Origin of the sequence: Tenacibaculum lutimaris (assembly GCF_003610735.1) — a bacterium.
GTDB classification, from domain to species: domain Bacteria; phylum Bacteroidota; class Bacteroidia; order Flavobacteriales; family Flavobacteriaceae; genus Polaribacter; species Polaribacter lutimaris.
Map to the genome: position 1 here is coordinate 210825 of NZ_RAQM01000007.1, position 19979 is coordinate 230803.

A 19979-nucleotide genomic window follows, 5' to 3' on the forward strand; every position below is an offset into this window, starting at 1 on the left:
ATTATTTAAATTCCTGAATTAACTCATCGATAGTTATTGTTTTTTGAGAGTCAAAGCTTTCTTGATAAATTACCTCTACGCGTAAAGCTTTTAATCCTGAAACTCCTTGTAGGTCTTCAACTTCTAATTTTTCTACTTTACCTAATAAATTTTTAGATTGAAGATACTTAATGTATTTGTAGTACTCATCAGCATCTTTATCTTGAGAATATACGATAGCTATTTTTCCCGGGACAGTTAACCTTTCTTCTGTGCCTTTAACATGAGCTTTATCAATACGCTTTTTTATGATTTCATAACGAATATTGTAAGCCCCATCTACGTCAAACTGTTTTTCATCCATTCTAAATTTTATAGCTAATGGATTGCTGTGTACTAAAATTAACGAAGCTACTCGAAGTTTATGTTCCATCTTTTCTGCAGCTTTTAAGGCTACATTCTCCATTTCACACATTACTTGTAACTGCCATAACCTAAGGTTGTATAAGTATATGTCGTCGTATTTTTTCTCTTTTGTTAATGACTGACCTATATACATGTTGTATTCAACACCATCGGTTTTATAACGTTCAAAATAATGAGGAAACATTTGTTGAGCCTCTTCTTGTCTAGCATCAATAAAAGAAGCTAATTTATCGTTTAATAAAGTAACACTATCTTCATAGGCTTTACGTTTTTCATATACTACTTGAAGGGTAGGATCTAAACGTTTAATGTATTCCTCAACTAAAATGTTTAAGTGGCTGTTAACCTTTTTTATATGGTTAAAAACAGGGTAGATATCACGTTTTAAAAAATCTAAAATGGCTATTTCATCACCAGCTTTTAAACCTTTTTTAACTTCGGATAAATATTCTTCAACCCTAAATCGTAATTCTTTATAAATTGGAAGACTTTCAATTTTACAGGCTTCTAGCAATACAGAAATAGCTAAAGAAAGTTGAGTATTTAGATCTTCTTTAATAGCTGTGTTTCTGGCAATAGATGAACCCTTAATATCTGATTGACCATACAGAGGATGTACATCAGGAAAAATAATGTCTTCAATTTTAACTTTCTGTTTTGCTTCATATGATTCTCTATGAAACCGTTCAGCGGCTTCATAAAAACGCCACTTTACAGTTGGATGAATAGAGGTGTAGTTTTCTTGAATTGTAGCTTCTAATATATTTTGATGCTCTTCAGAAAAACGGTCAACTGCAATTTTAAATAACGGAATTAAGTCTTGTAGCTTGTTTTGGTTGATAGAGTTTAGTTCAAAAGGTCTAGGAGAGGCAATTTCTATAATTGCTAAATTTCCTTTAGCTGAAGCCTGTATAGGAACTAAAATAATACTACCAATATTTTTGTCTTTTAATCTTTTATAAAAGTTTTTATTTTCGGTTTTTTTACCATATTTCTCTACATCAGAAATTGCAAGGGTTTCGTTGTTTATAAAAAGTTTTTCTAAAATATAATTACAAAAAATACAATCGCAAGAAACATCTTTTTCATAATTCAGTACTAAACTCTCTTCTTTGTTTATATGGGAAGAAGCAAAGTTGTTTGAGTCTGTTTCAAAAATAGAAAACCCTAAGGATAAATCATTTATTCCAAAGAATTTGCGAAATATTCCTTGTAATGTACTAACTAAATCATCATCTTTTTTTATGAGACTAGTTCTTATTTCTGAAATAATTTCATCGGTTGTAACATCAAATAGATTCATTATTCCAAATCCCTTAAAGATATACGATTCAAGGGGGAATTTTTCTTTCCAAACATCAATGTCGTCAAAATTATCGAGTAAAAATTTAATATCTTCTTCAGTTATTTTCGGAGCATTTTCGGTAGGGAAAATCTCCATAAAGTCAGCATTAAAAGCGGCACGATAATTTTTTATAGTATTGGTTGTTTTATCTGGAATATCGAAATAAAAGGGACGTTTTATATCAATAGAGTAGTTGTATACCTCAGTTAATATGATGCTACAAGCATACTTATACATTAAATCATTTTCAAAATGACGAACTTTTAACTCGTAGTCGTCTCCAGCATCTTGTAAAATTTTTTCAAATCGATTAGTGAATTTAAAAGATGTAAAAGTAAACGGAATACTTACCGCTTTAATTTCATTCTCTAATAACAATTCTGGGAATAAGGGCTCAAGTAACATCTCGATAGTATCCTTGTGCTTTTCTAATACAGATTCATCAGAAAAACCATCAATTAGTTCAGGAGCTTTTTTTGCCTCTCGAACAATGTTTATTGAGGATTGATGGTATGGATGTTTTTGAAATTCTTCAGTTGCATATTTTTGAAATAAGGCAACAATCTTTTCAAAACTTATTTTAAGTTTAAAAGGGAGCTCTATATTCTGAATGTCTTTAGTTCGTCTTATGTTCATAAGGAAAGAAAATGAATCAATACAAATTTACGAAATTGATAACTAAAGAGTCGTTTTTAACAAGGCTCCCTTTCAAAAAAAAACACTCATCAATACTTGAAGAGTGTTTCGTAAGTTTTTTTTAAAACCTAAAGTTATAATCTCGAATTTTACCTTTTTTACCTAAGCTGTTGAATTTCCAACTAAAGCCTAACATAAAATATTGTTGTAGCACAGTACTTTCAGAGTCTTCTATGTAGTTTGAGGTAGCTCTACGTTGTGCATTGGTATTTTGATTTAATAAATCATAAGCTTTTAAACTAATAGTACCTTGATCTTTTAATACAGAGTAGGCTAGGGTAGCATTCCAAAACCAAGCAGCTTTGTTAAATCCAATTACATTTGGGTTATATGTGTAGCGGATATCATTTCTCCATTCTAATTTCTTTGGAATGTTTGTTTTGGTTCTAATATCAACAGAATGTCTAGTGAAGTTTCTGTTTTGGGTAGTGTTTATGTCGTATTTTGTATTTGAGAAATCAATATCGTAGCTACCTTCAATAGAAGCTATTTTATCCCACTCTAAAGTAGCTCTGAATACAGGACTAAGTGAAGTTGTTTTAGCGCCTTCTTTTATATCATTTAAAATATTGAAGTTTTTATCCGTTCTAATATGCGCTCCAGCTCTAAGTTGTAAACTTACAATAGAATCTAGTTTTATTTTTTTACTATAACTACCTCCTCCTACAAAATCATAACCACCATTTGTGTTTTCATAAGTAGTATTTCTAACCAAGTCATCATCAATAGATGTATTGATAATTACTTGATCATTGTATAGGCTACCCCTCATGTAAACCCAAAAACCTGTTCGCGCTTGCCAATTAAATTTATTAAAATTAATATATGCAGTATGGTTTTGAGTAGGTTTTAGGTTTGGGTTACCTGTAATAATATTAGAAGGATTGGTTACGTCAGAAAAAGGCTGTATTTGATTTATATTAGGTGCATTATTGCTTAAACGATAATCAAAATAAACAGAAGCTTTAGAATCAAAGCGGTATCTAAAACTAGAGTTAAGGTCTAAGTTATTATAATCTTTTTGTAAGCTTAATTCAGGGCGTAATTTGTCGTTGTTTTCTAAGGTTCTGTTTACAAAACCAGTTCCAAAATTAAAACGCCATTTTTTTGTTTTATATACTAATTCTATTGAAGGAGTTTTAGTAATGTCGTTGTAAGTAAAATCAGAACTTAAATCCGTATTAAAGTCACTATATTGCTGTGTGGTATCATTAAAATCAAAGGTGTTTTCTTTATTTTCTCGTTCATCACGTTGATAACGATATTTTGCATCTAAAAAGAATTTATTAGCAACTAAAGGAAAACGATAGGTGAATTGTGTGGTCATTCCGGTTAAATCATTCTCAATAGAGCTTTTTTGGTCTCTGATTTCTGTACTAGGAGAACTGCCAAAAACTTCAATAGTAGATTTATTTATTTCTTCTGTGTCTGATTTATCAATACGGTTGGTAATAGAACCTTTTATAAAAGAACCTTTACTTCCAATTTTTTTTGTAATGTCTAATCTGTTTTCAAAGTTGTTGGCTTCAGATGTAGCGTAAGCTGTACTTGTATAGCTATTTGTAAGTGTATTATTTTCATCTAAAGATTCTTCTTGTCTACGATTACTTCCTTCACGCTTATTAAAAACGAAAGTAGGTCTGATGTTAATTAAAAGAGTAGAATCTATTTCTATATCAAACTCAGTGTCAAGACTATGATTGTGGTTTTCATCGTCTGAGGAAGAAACAGCATTAGAGAAATACTTTCTATCAGGAAGGGTATATTCTCTGTTGCTTTTCGACTCGTTGTTTGAAGTACTTCCAGAGTAAAAATAGTTGGCATTTACATCTAAACCTTTCCCAAACTCATCTGCATAGGTCGCTCCTGCAGTTTTAGACTTTATAATTCCGGAACCACCACCAAAACGTCTTCCGTTAATGCTGAAACCGCCATTTCCACCAATCCAAATATTACCACCGCCACCAAACATTTTTTGAATTTCTCCAAAGCTGAACCCAGGTGAGTTAATATTGTTTGTACTTGCCAATACACTAAAACGTTGGTTATTGTCAAAACGATTTACCATAGCAGCGCCTTCAAAACGTTTGTCAGTACCAGCGCCACCAGATACTCTACCAAACCAACCTTTATTGTTTTCTTTTTTAATAGTTAAGTTGATGGTTTTGTTATTAGCATCTCCGTTTTCACCTGTAAAAGCTTCTGATTTAGATTTTGTATCAGTAATTTGAACCTTTTCAATAATATCTTTTGTGAGGTTTTTGGTTGTAATACTAGGATCATTTCCAAAGAAAGGTTTACCGTTAACCAAAATTTTATTTACTTCTTTTCCGTTTACAGTAATTTTACCATTTTCATCAACTTCTACACCAGGTAGCTTTTTTAGTAGGTCTTCAACGTTAGCATCTTTTTTCGTTTTAAACGATTTTACATTAAATTCTAAAGTGTCTTTTTTAACTGTGATAGGAGCTCTAGATTGAATAACAACTTCACTTAATATATTGCTTTCTTCTTTTAATGAAATGGTACCTAAATTCAAAGTAGAAGATTTATCAAGTTGAATATGTTTTGAATAACTGTCCATTCCAACATACGAAACAAACAGTTTTACATTCTTATCATATGATTTTCCTTCTAAAGAAAACTTTCCTTTATCGTTTGTAATAGTGTAGGTAACAATAGAACTGTCTTTAACTCTCTCAAGATGAACTGTGGCAGCGTCGATAGGTGTTTTTTCTTTTTCGGAGTTTATTGTTCCTGTAATTTTGAACTGGTAAGATTGCGCTATAATTGAACTAGTTAATAATAGCGTAAAAATAAAAAGTAGTTTTTTCATTTTTTATAGCAATTTGATTTTCAATTGGCTACAAATAAAGAGAAAAAACTACTTTCTGGAAGTTAATTTTTGTTAAAATTATTTTTGACGGAAATAAATGCTAATTGGAACTCCGTTAAAATTATAGTGTTCGCGTAATTGATTTTCTACATAACGCTTGTAAGGATCTCTAATATATTGTGGTAAGTTAGCAAAAAATGCAAACTGTGGTGTATGCGTAGGTAATTGCATACAGTATTTAATTTTAATAAACTTACCTTTGGTTGCTGGTGGTGGATTATGCTCCATAATCTCCAACATCGTTTCGTTTAACTTACTTGTTTGAATACGGCGTTTTCTGTTTTCAAAAACATCAACAGCAGTTTCAATAGCTTTAAAAATACGTTGTTTAGTTAACGCAGAAATAAAAATAATTGGAACATCAGTAAAAGGAGCAATAGTTTGGCGGATTTTAGCTTCAAAATCACGCATGGTATTGGTTTCTTTTTCAACTAAATCCCATTTATTAACTAAGATTACGATTCCTTTACGGTTTTTCTCTGCTAACCAGAATATTTTTTCATCTTGACCTTCAAATCCGCGTGTAGCATCAATAACTAATACGGCAACATCACAATGTTCAACAGCACGAACAGCACGCATTACCGAATAGAATTCTAAATCTTCTTTTACTTTTGATTTTTTTCTGATTCCAGCTGTATCAACCAAATTGAATTCAAATCCAAAACGATTGTATTTAGTATCGATAGAATCTCGTGTCGTTCCAGCAATATTGGTTACAATATTTCTGTCTTCGCCAATTAAAGCATTGATGAAAGATGATTTCCCAGCATTTGGACGCCCAACAACAGCAAAACGAGGTAATTCGTCTTGTTTATCTTCATTTTCATCTGGTTCAGGAATTTCTTCAACAATAGCATCTAGTAATTCACCAGTTCCACTTCCGTTAATAGAAGAAATCGTATAGTATTCACCTAATCCAAGATTGTAAAATTCTACAGCATCTGCATCACGCATCGCATTATCAACCTTGTTTACTGCCATGAATAGAGGTTTTTCAACCTGACGTAAAATCTTAGCAACTTCAGCATCCATAGGTGTAATTCCTTGTTCAACATCAACTACAAAAACAATAATATCAGCTTCGTCAATAGCTAACTGAACTTGTTTACGTATTTCTCCTTCAAAAATATCATCAGAACCAATTACATACCCACCAGTATCAATTACAGAAAATTCTTTTCCGTTCCATTCAGATTTTCCATAATGTCTATCTCTAGTAACTCCACTAACAGAATCAACAATAGCTTCACGACGCTTTACTAGTCGGTTAAATAAGGTAGACTTACCTACGTTTGGTCTCCCAACAATCGCAATAATACTCATTTTGCAAAAAAATTTGTGCAAAGATACAATTTAGCAAATGATTTATGATGAATTTTAGATAGTATATAGTTTTTGCTATATTGTTGGCATTTAATATTTTATTTTGATGGATGATAAATTATACAACCAGATTTTTTTAAAACCGAGATTTCAGTTGGAATTCGAGATGAATTCACAGGTTTTATTGGAAGAAATTAAGAAGCATTTAAACGATGTTTCTAAGTATAAAATGAAGGTTGTAGATAATCATGTTGTGGTTGATGTGCCTGAAAAGGAATCGCATTTATGGTCTCCACAACTACATATTGAAATAGAAGAAATTTCTGAAAGCACTTCACATATTAAAGGATTATTTGGACCAAAGCCTCAAGTTTGGACTTTCTTCATGTTTTTGCATTTTTTGGTGGGTACAGCATTTGTAATTTTTGGAATTGTTGCTTATAGCAATTGGTCATTAAAACAAATTAGTATGTTGCCCATAGTAATGTTGGTCGTATTACCTATTGTTTGGGTAGCACTTTATTTAGTTGGTAGCCTAGGAAAATCAACAGGAAAAAAACAAATGGATGAACTAAAAGAGTACACCAAGCAATTGTTGCGAACCATTAAAGAACATTAATCTTTGTAGCCAAATCGCTTTAATTGACGATCGTTAGAACGCCAATTTTTATTGATCTTTACATACAGGTCTAAAAAGACCTTTTTGTCAAAAAATTGTTGAAGGTCTTTTCGAGCTTCAGTTCCAACACGTTTAATGGCACTTCCTTTATGTCCGATAATAATTCCTTTTTGAGTTTCACGCTCTACCATAATAACAGAACGGATTTTTATGATATTATCTTCTTCAACAAAACTTTCAGTTTCTACTTCTACCGAATAAGGAATTTCTTTTTTATAGTGTTGAAGAATTTTTTCACGAATTTTTTCATTCACAAAAAAACGTTCAGGTTTGTCAGTTAATTGATCTTTTGGGTAAAAAGCAGGGGACTCAGGTAAAAGCTCAATAATTTTATAAAAAACGCTCTCCACGTTAAAGTTTTCAAGAGCAGAAATAACATACACAAAAGAGTTAGGAACTTTCTTTTTCCAATAGTCAACTTTAGCCGCAACTTCTTCTTGAGTCGATTTGTCAACTTTATTCAATAATAAAATCACCGGAATTTTACTGTTGATGATTTTATTGAAAAACGCTTCATTTTTCAATTCTGTTTCGCCTACTTCTACCATGTAAATGAGTACATCGGCATCTTCAAAAGCCGATTTTACAAAATCCATCATAGATTCTTGCAGCTCATAAGCAGGTTTAATAATTCCAGGAGTATCAGAAAACACAATTTGATAATCTTCACCATTTACAATTCCCAAAATACGATGTCTTGTAGTTTGTGCTTTAGAAGTAATGATAGATAATTTTTCACCAACCAATGCGTTCATCAAGGTTGATTTCCCAACATTAGGGTTTCCGATAATATTTACAAATCCTGCTTTATGTGTCATAGGGCAAAGATAGGTTGTTTTGAGCAAGAATTGTTGATTTTTATGAGCTTGTTATAGAGGGGGTTAAAAAATATTTTAAAAATAAATGCTTTTTTATTTGGAGAAAAGAAAGAAAAGGACGTATCTTTGCAACCGCAAATCGCGGGATAGAGCAGTAGGCAGCTCGTCGGGCTCATAACCCGAAGGTCACAGGTTCGAGTCCTGTTCCCGCTACTAGATAAGAGCAATCAGAAATGGTTGCTCTTTTTTGTTATTAGATATTTTTAAGAAGTTAAAAGTGTCATTTTTGAAAAAGCATTTAATGCTATTAAGGATTAGTTTAGATATGAATAAAAATTTTATGAAAAAAGTAACAGCTTTAAGTTTAATTGTTTTGAGTTTAGTTTTTCTGTCTTGCAATAGTGAAGATGAATTGGAGAATGAAAGAAAACCAAAATTAATAGTCAAAGTAAAAAATACTTGGATTGATAATACTGCACCAAGTGAAAAAGTAGCTAATGCCACAGTTTTGGTTTATGAGAGCCTATTAGATTTAAAAAATAATTTTAATGTAATAGCTGAAGGAATTACAGATGAAGAAGGTGAAGTAGAAATTACCAATAATGTAAGGTTTGATCAAAAATACTACATAGATGTAAGAAAAGAATGTAGTAATAATTATTTGAGTATAGATTTTGGGTTTGAAGAATTATATACTATTACCCCAAAAGATTCGGATGAGAGAGAATTAAGCACATTAAGAGTTAGTGTTTATGAGACGGGAACTATTAAAATACTCAACAAGAATATAGATAATTATTATGTTAAAATTTTAGGGCATAATGTAGGAGTAATTGAAAGTAATGAAACAAAAATTATAAACTATCTGCCTACAAGTGATGCTTTCAATAGTTCTTTTGTATTGATTAATGAATCAACAGGAGAAAAATATGATACTACAAGTTTTAAAGCAGTATGTGGTGAGGTTAAAGAATATGTTATAGAATAAGTTTTTTCAAGGAAATAAAGACTTAGTAAGGCACTTCTCTTTTTTGTCTAAGTATGAGCAATCAGAAATGATTGCTCTTTTTTGTTTTGTACTATTTATTAATGAATGTTAAACTTTTTTTAATCTTTTGTGTTTTAGTAGATAAAGACATTACATTTACCAATTGAACATAATACAACTAATTAAAACCAATGAAAAAAATACTTTTTATCTTGTTGTTTGTTATCGGTAGTATTTCTTATGCTCAGGTTCATGATCCTGTAAAATGGAGTACTTCAGTAAAAAAGATCTCCGATAAAGAAGCAGAGTTAGTAGCTGTTGCTACAATTCAAAAAGATTGGCACTTGTACTCGCAAGAAATCCCAAAAGGCGGGCCAATTCCTACGTTATTTACTTTTGAAGGAGATTCTCGTTACTTGAAAAAAGGGAATACAACAGAGCCAGAAGGACATGTAGTTGACGATCCTATTTTTGAAATGAAAATTAAATACTTCGATACCAAAGCTATTTTTACTCAAAAAATTCGTTTAAAATCTGCTGAAAAATTTACAGTTAAAGGAACTGTAGAATATATGGTTTGTACAGGTGAAAACTGCTTGCCTCCAAAAGAAGTAGAACTAGTTTTCAATGTAAATTAATCCCCTTACCCCATTAACATGATGAAAAAAATACTAGCATTTTTGCTTTGTTTTACTGTTGGGTTTTCAGCTATTGGTCAAATCCATGACCCTATTCAATGGAAAACAAGTGTCGAAAAAGTTTCAGAAACAACCTATAATTTAGTAAGTACAGCTGCTATTGAAGGCGATTGGCATTTGTATGCACAAGAAGTTCCGAAAGGAGGTCCAATTCCAACGACCTTTACTTATGACGATGAAGGAGGAAAAATTAAAATCGTAGGAAACACTTCTGAACCTGAAGGAGTAATTAAGTTTACTACCCTTTTTGGTGAAGAAGGAATGAATATTAAATCCTTTGCTAAGAAAGCAGTTTTTAAGCAAGAAATAGAGTTAGTTGATGCGAGCGTAAGCCAAATCAACGCGTTTGTGGAGTTTATTGCTTGTACTGATGAAATGTGTCTGCCTCCAAAAGAAGTAGATTTAACGTTCGATTTAACGAAAGCTACAGCGGTAACAGCTTCTGCTGAAGCAACAAAAGAAACAAAAACAACAGACCAAGTAGCTTCAAAAGAAACCAAAAAAGAAGAAAAGAAAGGTCTTTTAGGAATTTTCTTCATTGCCTTTTTATCAGGATTTGCAGCGCTATTAACTCCATGTGTTTTCCCAATGATACCGATGACGGTGAGCTTTTTCACCAAACAAAGTAAAAGCAAATCGCAAGGAATTAGAAATGCAATTATCTACGGATTATCAATTATCGGAATTTATGTATTACTAGGATCGGTAGTAACTGCAGTATTTGGAGCAGATGCTTTAAATGCATTATCAACCAATGTATGGTTTAACTTAGTATTTTTCTTAATCTTAGTAATTTTCGCAGTATCATTCTTAGGAGCTTTTGAAATTACTTTACCTAGTTCATGGGCTACCAAAGTAGACTCACAGGCAGACAGAGGAGGATTAATCGGAATCTTTTTTATGGCATTAGCTTTAGCAATTGTATCATTTTCATGTACAGGACCTATTGTAGGAACATTATTAGTTGAAGCCGCTTCAAAAGGAGGAATCGCTCCTATTGTAGGAATGTTAGGGTTCTCATCAGCTATTGCGTTGCCATTTGCGTTGTTTGCGGCCTTCCCAGGATGGTTAAATTCATTACCAAAATCAGGAGGATGGTTAAACACCGTAAAAGTAGTATTAGGATTCTTAGAATTAGCTTTAGCATTTAAATTCTTATCAAATGCTGATTTAGTATTACAATTACACTTGTTAGAAAGAGAAGTGTTCATTGCTATTTGGATAGCAATTTTCGGAGCATTAGCTTTTTATCTCTTCGGAAAAATACAATTACCACACGATAGTCCAATCAGTCATATTTCTGTAGGAAGATTAAGTTTAGGATTGATCGTTTTATCCTTTACTATTTACATGATTCCAGGGCTTTGGGGAGCACCACTAAACTTAATTAGTGCGTTCCCTCCACCACAACACTATAGTGAATCACCTTATGGAGTAGGATTTACAAAAAAGGGAACAGCAAGTGTTCAGCAAGACAATCACGAAGCTTTACCAGAAGGAGCACATTTAATGCCTCCTCATGATATCATATCGTTTCACGATTATGACAAAGGATTAGCTTATGCTAAAAAAGTAGGCAAACCAGTGATGTTAGATTTTACAGGGCACGCTTGTGTTAACTGTAGAAAAATGGAACAAAACGTATGGGTAAAGCCAAAGGTGTTGGATGTTTTAAAAAACAAGGTAGTATTAATTTCTTTGTATGTAGATGACAAACGTCCGTTAAAAGATCACGAAGTAGTAGAGTCGAAACTGAATCCAGGAAAGAAATTAAAGTACATCGGACAAAAGTGGAGTGAACTACAAACTATTAAGTATAAAGCCAACTCACAACCGTTTTATGTATTGATGAATCATGATGAATCAAACATATCAGATCCTGTAGGCTACATGCCAGATGCAGATGAATATTTCAACTGGCTTGAAGAAGGAGTTACCAACTTCAAAAAATAAATACAACTCAAAAGCACCTTAATTTTTAAGGTGCTTTTTTCTTTTGAAGAAGACTTGCTTAGTGTAAAAAGCTCTTTTCTAGGCTCATTTTGAAATTTGCCGTATAATTCTTACCTTTGTACGATATGGTAGATACTACACACGAGAAAAAAAATCAACGAGTTTTTACATTCAACTTCCTTGTGTTCCGAAACCAGTCGGACAAGTTTATTCCACCAGGATTCTAATTTATTGCTTTTCTTAAAAAGGAAAAGATTTCAAACGTATTTGCATTATTTTAAGTTCTATTTAAATTGATAGAGCTGAAAAATATTCGGTTCTTACGAATAGCTATTTGGCATATTCGTACACTTTTCGCAAAAGTATATACTGCGCTAATAAAAAGTAAACCCCAAATAGGCTGTTACAACGCTTAAAAACTTCAATAAAAAGTACTGAAGTTGTTTGTTGTTAAACTCAATACCTATTTATAAAAATCAAATTATGACAGTACACACTTACGATGCTTTTAATCGTATAACACCTCTTGAAATGGAAAGAGTAACTAATTTTTTATACACACATCTTGAAAACTATGGAGATGCTAAAACAGCCATTCGTAAGGCTATAGACTATGCCGCAAAAGAAAGAACTGGGTTAGGAGGTTATGTGTTTACAATAGAAGATAAAAATGAAATTGTAGGAGCAGTAGTGATTAATAAAACAGGAATGGATGAATATATTCCTGAAAACATTCTGGTTTACATCGCTACTCATAAAGATTATAGAGGGAAAGGGCTTGGTAAAAAGATAATGAAGCATGCCATTGAAAATTGTAAGGGAGACATTGCTTTACATGTAGAAAAAGATAATCCAGCTAAGTTTTTATATGAAAAACTAGGGTTTACGACTCCGTACTTAGAAATGAGACTAAAACGATAATATGAGACAGTTAAAAATAACAAAACAAGTTACCAATAGAGAATCAAAATCTATTGAAAAATACTTACAAGAGATAGGAAAAATTGACTTGATTACTGCTGATGAAGAAGTTGAATTAGCTCAAAGAATCAAGACAGGAGACCAAAGAGCCTTAGAAACCTTGGTAAATGCAAATTTACGATTTGTTGTTTCGGTTGCTAAACAGTACCAAAATCAAGGGTTGCGTCTTTCTGACTTAATTAACGAAGGAAATATAGGTTTGGTAAAAGCAGCAAGACGATTTGATGAAACTCGTGGATTTAAGTTTATATCCTATGCAGTTTGGTGGATACGTCAATCAATTTTACAAGCCTTGGCAGAACAATCACGTGTGGTAAGATTACCACTTAATAAGATTGGAAGTATTAGTAAAATTAATAAAGCTGTATCTAAGTTAGAACAAAGTAACGAGCGTATGCCAACGCCCGAAGAAATTGCTAAGGTATTAGATATGACTGTTTCCGATGTGAAACAATCTATGAAAAACTCAGGAAGACATATTTCTATGGATGCACCTTTAAAGGAAGGAGAAACATCAAACTTATACGATGTTATAAGGGCTTCTGAAGCTCCCAAACCAGATAAAGAGTTAATGCAAGAATCGTTACAGTTAGAGATTAGTAGAAGCTTAGAAACGCTGTCTCCAAGAGAATCTGACATCATAAAACTATTTTATGGATTAGAGAATTACCGACCTATGAGTTTGACCGAAATAGGAGAAACATTTGATTTAACAAGAGAGCGCGTACGTCAAATTAAAGAGAAAGGAATCAGAAGATTAAAACAAAGATCAAGAACTAAAGTATTACAAACATACTTAGGTTAATGAATCAAAATACGAATTAAAAAACAATATATATGTTAATAATACAGGTAAGAGAAGGCGAGAATATTGATAGAGCCATTAAACGATATAGAAGAAAGTATAGAAGTACAAAAGTATTGCAAGAGATAAGAGAAAGAAAAGAATATACAAAACCATCAGCAAGTAAAAGAGAGCAGTTAAAAAAAGCTCAATACAAAGAACGGTTTTTGCTAGAACAAGAAAAATAATTTATGGACATACATTTTATTGATCTACTCATATTTATTACCTATTTAATTTTTATGCTTGGAGTAGGAGTGTACTTCATGAATAAAAACAAATCAAAAGATGATTACTATGTAGGAGGAAGAAACATGTCTGCGAGCCACATTGGGTTATCTGTTGTTGCAACAGATGTTGGTGGAGGTTTTTCTATCGGGTTAGGAGGTCTTGGTTTTTTAATGGGACTCTCCGGTAGTTGGATGCTTTTTACAGGATTGTTAGGTGCTTGGATAAGCGCCGTTTTTTTAATCCCAAAAGTATATCCAATAGCGAAAAAAAATCACTTTTTAACTTTTCCTCAATCGTTAGCACACCATTATAATGTAAAAGTGGCCTTAATTGCAGGAATCATTTCTCTTATAGGATATATAGGTTTTACAAGTTCACAAATATTAGCAGGAGCAAAACTAGCATCAGCTACATTTCCGTCAATTTCTATAACCGACGCAGTTTTAATTATGGGAGTTATAGCGGTGGTGTACACTGTTATTGGTGGAATTAAAGCGGTAATTTATACCGATACCATTCAATGGATAATTTTAATGGTAGGATTGATTGGTATAGGAATTCCAATTGCTTTTATCGAAATAGGAGGTTGGACTGCTATTAAAGAAACTTTACCAGCAAGCTTTTTATCATTATCAAACATAACATTTATTGATATGTTTAACTGGATTATTACCATTGTGCCTATTTGGTTCGTGGGAATGACCTTGTATCAGCGAATTTATGCTTGTAAAGACGAAAAAACAGCCAAAAAAGCATGGAAAATAGCGGGGTTGTTTGAATATCCAATTATGGCTTTTATGGGAGTAGCTTTAGGATTATTTTCTAGAGTTGCTTTTGAACAAGGAATGTTTTCGTCAATAGGGTACGCACCAGGTACAGAAATGGATGCAGAATTAGGATTACCATTGTTGTTAAGAAGTATTTTGCCAGTAGGGTTAATGGGATTGATGATGTCAGCTTATTTTTCAGCAATTATGTCAACTGCAGATAGTTGTTTAATGGCGGCTTCAGGAAATTTAACAACGGATATTTTTGGATATTTTAAGAAAAGTATCAGTATAAAAAACTCGCAAATTATTACATTTTTTATAGGAGGTCTAGCCATTCTGTTGGCTACCATGATGCAAAATGTATTAGAGTTAATGCTGTATTCATATGCCTTTATGGTATCTGGTTTATTAGTGCCTGTTTTAGGTACACTAGTGCTAAAAAAACCATCATCAACAGCTGCTTTTTATGCGATGATTTCAGGTGGACTTACTACTTTAATATTAATTATCTTAGAGGTGAAATTACCATTCGGTTTAGATGCTAACTTCTTCGGAATTACATTATCAGCTTTGGTATTTTCTATAATTCAATTTACTAGAAAAGAAAAGTAGTGGAAGCTTTACAAAAGAGTTTAGAAAAAGTTAGAAAAGAGTTACATCAACATCCAGAAATCTCTGGAGAAGAATATGAAACTCAAAAAAAGATAAAGGCATTTTTAACTAATAATGCCTCATGTACAATTGTTGAAGTTGCTCAAACAGGACTAGTAGCTGTTTTTGAAGGAAAAGAAAATGGTAAAGCCATCATGTTACGTGCTGATATTGATGCGCTACCTATTCAAGAAGTAAATACGTTTCAACATCAATCAAAAAACAAAGGAGTTTCTCACAAATGTGGGCATGATGGACATACAGCTATATTACTTGGAGTTGCAAATAGGTTAACAAAATATCCAATTGAGAAGGGAAAAGTATTGCTACTTTTTCAACCTTCGGAAGAAAATGGTAATGGAGCAGAAATGATTTTAAACGATCCTTTTTTCAAAAACACAAACATAGATTTTGCTTTTGCCTTACACAATTTACCAGGTTTCAAAAAGCATGAAATAGTGGTGAAAAGTGGAACATTTACCAGTAATGTAAAAAGTGTAGCAATTCAACTCAACGGAAAAACGGCGCATGCTGCTGAACCTGAAAAAGGATACAATCCTGCTAATGCAATTGCTACAATATTAACTTTTGCTGAAAAAGAGAGTAAAAACTTATCAGACTCACCTGATTTTATTTTAATAACTCCAGTTTATGTAACTATGGGAGAAAAAGCATACGGAGTTTCAGCAGGATATGGAGAAGTTCATTTTACATTAAGAAGTTGGGATACGAAACTGATTGAAGAAAAAAGGAAAAAGTTAGAGAAATTCTTAGCTCAATTAGAGCAAAAACATTCACTTAAAATTGAAGCTTCGTGGTTTGAAGAGTTTTATTCAAATACAAATGATGATGAAGCTATTTCAATCATAAAAAAATCTGCAGAGAAACAAAATTTATCAATTAATGAAATTAAAACTCCATTTAAATGGGGAGAAGATTTCGGATTATTTACTCAAAAGTATAAAGGAGCAATGTTTGGTTTAGGTGCTGGAAAAAACTCACCTGCTTTACACAATCCTGATTATGATTTTCCTGATGATATTACGATGACAGGAGTTCACTTATTTTATAGCATAGCAAAGGAGGTATTAGATTTATGACACACACATCTTTTATAGAAATTTCCGAATCGGCAATTAAAAACAATATCGATTTTATTAAAAATCATCTAGGTAATGAAGTAACATTTTCTTCTGTAGTAAAAGGAAATGCTTATGGTCACGGAATTAGAACTTACTGTACTTTAGCTTATAAATATGGAGTTCGACATTTTAGTGTTTCTGATGCTAATGAAGCCTATGAAGTAAAGAAAACATTGCCTCAAAAGGATGTTACCATAATGATTATGGGAATGATTCACAATAGTCAAATAGAATGGGCTGTTGAAAATAATATAGAGTTTTATGTTTTTGAAAATGATAGGTTACAAGTTGCTGTTGAAGCTGCTAAGAAACTCAAAACTTCAGCAAAAATTCATATAGAAATAGAAACAGGAATGAACCGTACAGGGTTTATTTTAAAAGATATAGCTAAGGTTTTGAAATATGTTCAAGAAAATATAGAACACCTTGTTGTGAAAGGAGTTTGTTCTCATTTGGCTGGAGCAGAAAGTATTTCAAACTACAAAAGAATTACCGATCAGCAAAAGAAGTTTAGGAAGACAATAAATAAAATAAATCAGCATGAATTTTTAAATCCTGATTTTCATTTGGCAAGTTCAGCCGCGAGTATTCGATATCCTAAAACTAGATATGACTTGGTGAGAATAGGGATTTTACAGTTTGGTTTTTTCCCTACAAAAGAAATCCTTGTCCATTATTTAAATAAGCATAGAATTTTTGAATCACCTCTACAAAGGGTTATCTCATGGAAAACCCAGGTAATGGATGTTAAGACTGTAAAATCGGGTCAATTTGTAGGTTACGGAACCTCATTTTTTACCAATCATGAAATAAAAATAGCAATTGTACCAGTAGGATACTCATCAGGATATAGTAGGTCGTTAAGTAATAGAGGTAAAGTTTTAATTAGAGGAAAAAGACATAATATTATTGGAACTGTTAATATGAATATGATGGCAGTTGATGTAACTTATGCAGACAATGTTGAAAAAGGAGATGAAGTTGTATTAATAGGAGATCAAGGAGACAGAGAAATTACAGTATCATCATTTAACGATTACATACAGATAATCAATTACGAGTTACTAACTAAATTACCAGATAATTTACCAAGAATTATAACAAAATAATATGGCAGAATTAATAATACATTCTGAAAGAATAAAACAGAATATAAAAGATTTAAGCGACTTTTTTAAATCAAATGATATAGAGTGGAGTTTAGTTACTAAAGTGTTTTCAGGAGATAAAACGTTTTTGAAAACTATATTAACTAAAGATGTAATTAAGAATATAAACTCGGTAGGAGATTCTAGGTTAACTAGTTTAAGAAACTTACGAGCAGTAAATCCAGATTTAAGAACCATTTATATAAAACCCCCTGCAGAAGTTTATGTTGATGAAGTAGTTGAATATGCAGATATATCTTTGAATAGTTCACTGTCTACCATAGAGGCTTTAAATCAAGCAGCTAAAAAGAAAAATAAAGTTCATCAAATCATTATTATGATTGAATTAGGTGAGCTAAGAGAAGGTGTAAGAAGAGATGATATTTTAGATTTTTATGAAAAGGTATTCAATTTATCAAATATTGATGTGATTGGTATTGGTTCAAATCTTGGTTGTATGTATGGTGTAGAACCTACGTATGATAAATTATTGCAGTTATCACTATATAAAGAACTGATTTCAGCAAAATTCAATAAAGAATTAAAATATGTTTCAGGAGGAACTTCGATTACTTTACCATTGATAGAAAATAAAATTGTTCCTAAAGAGATTAATCATTTTAGAATTGGGGAGGCTGCATTTTTTGGTTTAAGTCCGCTAGAAAACAAGCAGTTTAAAAACCTACACACCGAAACATTTGAGTTCTATGCTAATATTATAGAGTTGAAAGAAAAAAAATTAGTACCAGATGGTATTATAAACGATGCGAATATTGGGCATACAACTGATTATGATGAGAGCAATGTACAAGAAACATCTTATAAAGCAATTTTAGATGTTGGTCTGTTAGATGTAGATAAAGATGATATTGAAGTTGAAGATAAAGATATTTCTTTTGTTGGAATTACTTCTGATATGCTAGTAATTGATGTTGGAACTAATAAAGACAAATCAGGAAACGTAAAGTATAAAGTAGGTGATAAAATTAAATTTAGACCTAGTTATATGGGAGTTGCGAGATTATTAATCTCAAAATTTATAGATAAAGTTTATAAAGATGACATGTAAATGTCTGCTATTTTGTTGTTTTAAAAACTCAAGAGTTTAATTACTCTTGAGTTTTTTAATTTAGTTAAAACGTTCAACATTAAAAGGAGTAATATCTAGGCTTGTTTTTTTATCATCGATAATTTCAGAAACTAATTTACCAGTAGCAGGCCCTAGGCTCCAACCCATCATCGCGTGCCCTGCAGCCACAGTTACATTTTTAAGATTTGAAAGTTTACCAATGTAGGGCAAACCATCAGGAGAACATGGGCGTAAACCGCTTTCAACATTATCTATTTCTTTTTGGTTGATGTTTAAATTGTTGTAATAACTTTTACTAGCATTAACTATAGCATTAACTCTCTTCTTGTTTATTTTGTTATTGATGCCAGCAATTTCCATCATACCTCCAAAACGTGTAAATCCATTCATTGGAGTTACTGCAACTTTAGCTTCCGTTAAAATGGCAGGAATTGTAATACCAGTATCGTTTTTTACATTAATCCGATAACCTTTACCAGCTTGCACAGGAATATTAATTCCTAATTTTTTTGCTAGCTTCTGTGTCCAAGATCCAGTGGTTAAAATAAATTCATCAGCAACAATCGTGTTGTTTTTTGTATTGATTGATTTTATTGTATTGTTAGAAACATGAAAATCTAGAACTTCTTCATTAGACAAAAAGGTAACATTATTTTGTTCTAAGTACAACTTAAGTTGTTTCATATATTCATTTGGAGTCATGTGAGCATCAGAATGATAATATACAGCTCCTTTAATATTCAATTGAATATTAGGTTCGAGTTTTTGAGTTTCTTCTTTAGTTAAATGTTCAACTTTCAACCCTTCTTTTATACCAAGCTTTCCAACATTCCATTCTTCTTCTCCCATTTTATCAGTTTTATAATACATCATCAATCCTTTATGCTGATAATGAAAGTCAAAATCTTTAGAAGCCTTTATTTCTTCGTATAACTCTCTACTGAATAAATTAATGTCTTTAATAACAGGAATAGAAGCAGCTACTTTTGTATGTGTTGCAGATTTTTTAAAAAACCAAGCCCATTGTAAGAAGTCATAATCTAAACGAGGTTTAATAGATAATGGACTAGTAGAACTAAGCATCCATTTTAACCCTTTGGAAATCATTCCTGGAGCTGCCAAAGAAACTATATGACTAGGAGTAATAATCCCAGCATTAGCAAATGAAGCTCCTGATGAAAAATCTGATTTTTCAATAACAGTTACTTTGTGTCCTTCTTTTTGAAGGTAATATGCGGAACTTAAACCTATAATTCCACCACCAATGATTATAATTTCTTTACTCATAAAAGATCTCTCGACTACGCTCGAGATGATA

General features: G+C 31.9%; 16 protein-coding genes and 1 tRNA gene. 12 read left to right on the top strand and 5 right to left on the bottom strand.

What is annotated here, in order from left to right; genetic code table 11:
• Window position 1: 1 nt before the first annotated feature.
• The 3 genes from C8N26_RS04635 to der form a co-directional block, all read right to left on the bottom strand.
• Window positions 2–2386, bottom strand: coding sequence for a GAF domain-containing protein (locus C8N26_RS04635; protein WP_120186262.1), 2385 nt, complete (start codon window positions 2384–2386; stop codon window positions 2–4).
• Window positions 2387–2507: 121 nt separating this feature from the next.
• Complete coding sequence (locus tag C8N26_RS04640; RefSeq protein WP_120186263.1) at window positions 2508–5282, bottom strand: outer membrane beta-barrel protein; 2775 nt, start codon at window positions 5280–5282, stop codon at window positions 2508–2510.
• 78 nt (window positions 5283–5360) lie between these two features.
• A complete protein-coding gene (gene der, locus C8N26_RS04645) occupies window positions 5361–6668 on the bottom strand; it encodes a ribosome biogenesis GTPase Der (RefSeq protein WP_038005898.1) in 1308 nt (435 codons plus the stop codon).
• Between the two features lie 106 nt (window positions 6669–6774).
• Between der and C8N26_RS04650 the strand changes: the two genes are divergently transcribed.
• The gene (locus C8N26_RS04650) at window positions 6775–7287 is read left to right on the top strand and encodes an ABC transporter ATP-binding protein (RefSeq protein ID WP_120186264.1); all 513 of its coding nucleotides are present in this window, start codon (window positions 6775–6777) and stop codon (window positions 7285–7287) included.
• Here the strand turns inward: C8N26_RS04650 and era are convergent.
• Window positions 7284–8165 (bottom strand): GTPase Era, encoded by an 882-nt coding sequence (gene era / locus C8N26_RS04655; protein WP_120186265.1) that lies wholly within the window; start codon window positions 8163–8165, stop codon window positions 7284–7286. The genes C8N26_RS04650 and era overlap by 4 nt on opposite strands.
• Before the next feature lie 140 nt (window positions 8166–8305).
• On the opposite strand from era, the gene C8N26_RS04660 reads away from it, so the two are divergent.
• From C8N26_RS04660 to C8N26_RS04710, 11 genes are all read left to right on the top strand, one after another.
• Window positions 8306–8378 (top strand) — tRNA-Met (locus tag C8N26_RS04660).
• A gap of 127 nt (window positions 8379–8505) precedes the next feature.
• Window positions 8506–9153 carry a hypothetical protein gene (locus C8N26_RS04665; protein ID WP_038005900.1) on the top strand — a complete coding sequence of 216 codons (648 nt, stop codon included), beginning with the start codon at window positions 8506–8508 and terminating at the stop codon, window positions 9151–9153.
• Window positions 9154–9344: 191 nt separating this feature from the next.
• The gene (locus C8N26_RS04670) at window positions 9345–9791 is read left to right on the top strand and encodes a protein-disulfide reductase DsbD domain-containing protein (RefSeq protein ID WP_120186267.1); all 447 of its coding nucleotides are present in this window, start codon (window positions 9345–9347) and stop codon (window positions 9789–9791) included.
• A gap of 21 nt (window positions 9792–9812) precedes the next feature.
• On the top strand, window positions 9813–11804 hold the full coding sequence (locus C8N26_RS04675; protein ID WP_120186540.1) for a protein-disulfide reductase DsbD family protein: 1992 nt from the start codon (window positions 9813–9815) through the stop codon (window positions 11802–11804).
• Between the two features lie 483 nt (window positions 11805–12287).
• Window positions 12288–12725: a GNAT family N-acetyltransferase gene (locus tag C8N26_RS04680; RefSeq protein WP_120186268.1), complete on the top strand. Its 438-nt coding sequence runs from the start codon at window positions 12288–12290 to the stop codon at window positions 12723–12725.
• A 1-nt stretch (window position 12726) separates the two neighbouring features.
• Window positions 12727–13590, top strand: a complete 864-nt coding sequence (locus C8N26_RS04685; RefSeq protein ID WP_028892352.1) for a sigma-70 family RNA polymerase sigma factor — start codon at window positions 12727–12729, stop codon at window positions 13588–13590.
• A gap of 32 nt (window positions 13591–13622) precedes the next feature.
• Window positions 13623–13817: a 30S ribosomal protein S21 gene (gene rpsU, locus C8N26_RS04690; protein ID WP_120186269.1), complete on the top strand. Its 195-nt coding sequence runs from the start codon at window positions 13623–13625 to the stop codon at window positions 13815–13817.
• A 3-nt stretch (window positions 13818–13820) separates the two neighbouring features.
• Window positions 13821–15242: a sodium:solute symporter family protein gene (locus tag C8N26_RS04695; RefSeq protein ID WP_245962524.1), complete on the top strand. Its 1422-nt coding sequence runs from the start codon at window positions 13821–13823 to the stop codon at window positions 15240–15242.
• Window positions 15242–16381 carry an amidohydrolase gene (locus C8N26_RS04700; protein WP_120186270.1) on the top strand — a complete coding sequence of 380 codons (1140 nt, stop codon included), beginning with the start codon at window positions 15242–15244 and terminating at the stop codon, window positions 16379–16381. The genes C8N26_RS04695 and C8N26_RS04700 overlap by 1 nt, the downstream gene beginning before the upstream one ends.
• Window positions 16378–17532: an alanine racemase gene (gene alr / locus C8N26_RS04705; RefSeq protein ID WP_120186271.1), complete on the top strand. Its 1155-nt coding sequence runs from the start codon at window positions 16378–16380 to the stop codon at window positions 17530–17532. Before C8N26_RS04700 ends, alr begins: the two co-directional genes overlap by 4 nt.
• A gap of 1 nt (window position 17533) precedes the next feature.
• Window positions 17534–18640, top strand: coding sequence for an alanine racemase (locus C8N26_RS04710; RefSeq protein ID WP_028892357.1), 1107 nt, complete (start codon window positions 17534–17536; stop codon window positions 18638–18640).
• Window positions 18641–18700: 60 nt separating this feature from the next.
• Here C8N26_RS04710 and C8N26_RS04715 read toward each other — a convergent pair whose 3' ends face one another.
• Window positions 18701–19948, bottom strand: a complete 1248-nt coding sequence (locus C8N26_RS04715; protein WP_120186272.1) for an NAD(P)/FAD-dependent oxidoreductase — start codon at window positions 19946–19948, stop codon at window positions 18701–18703.
• Between the last annotated feature and the right edge of the window lie 31 nt (window positions 19949–19979).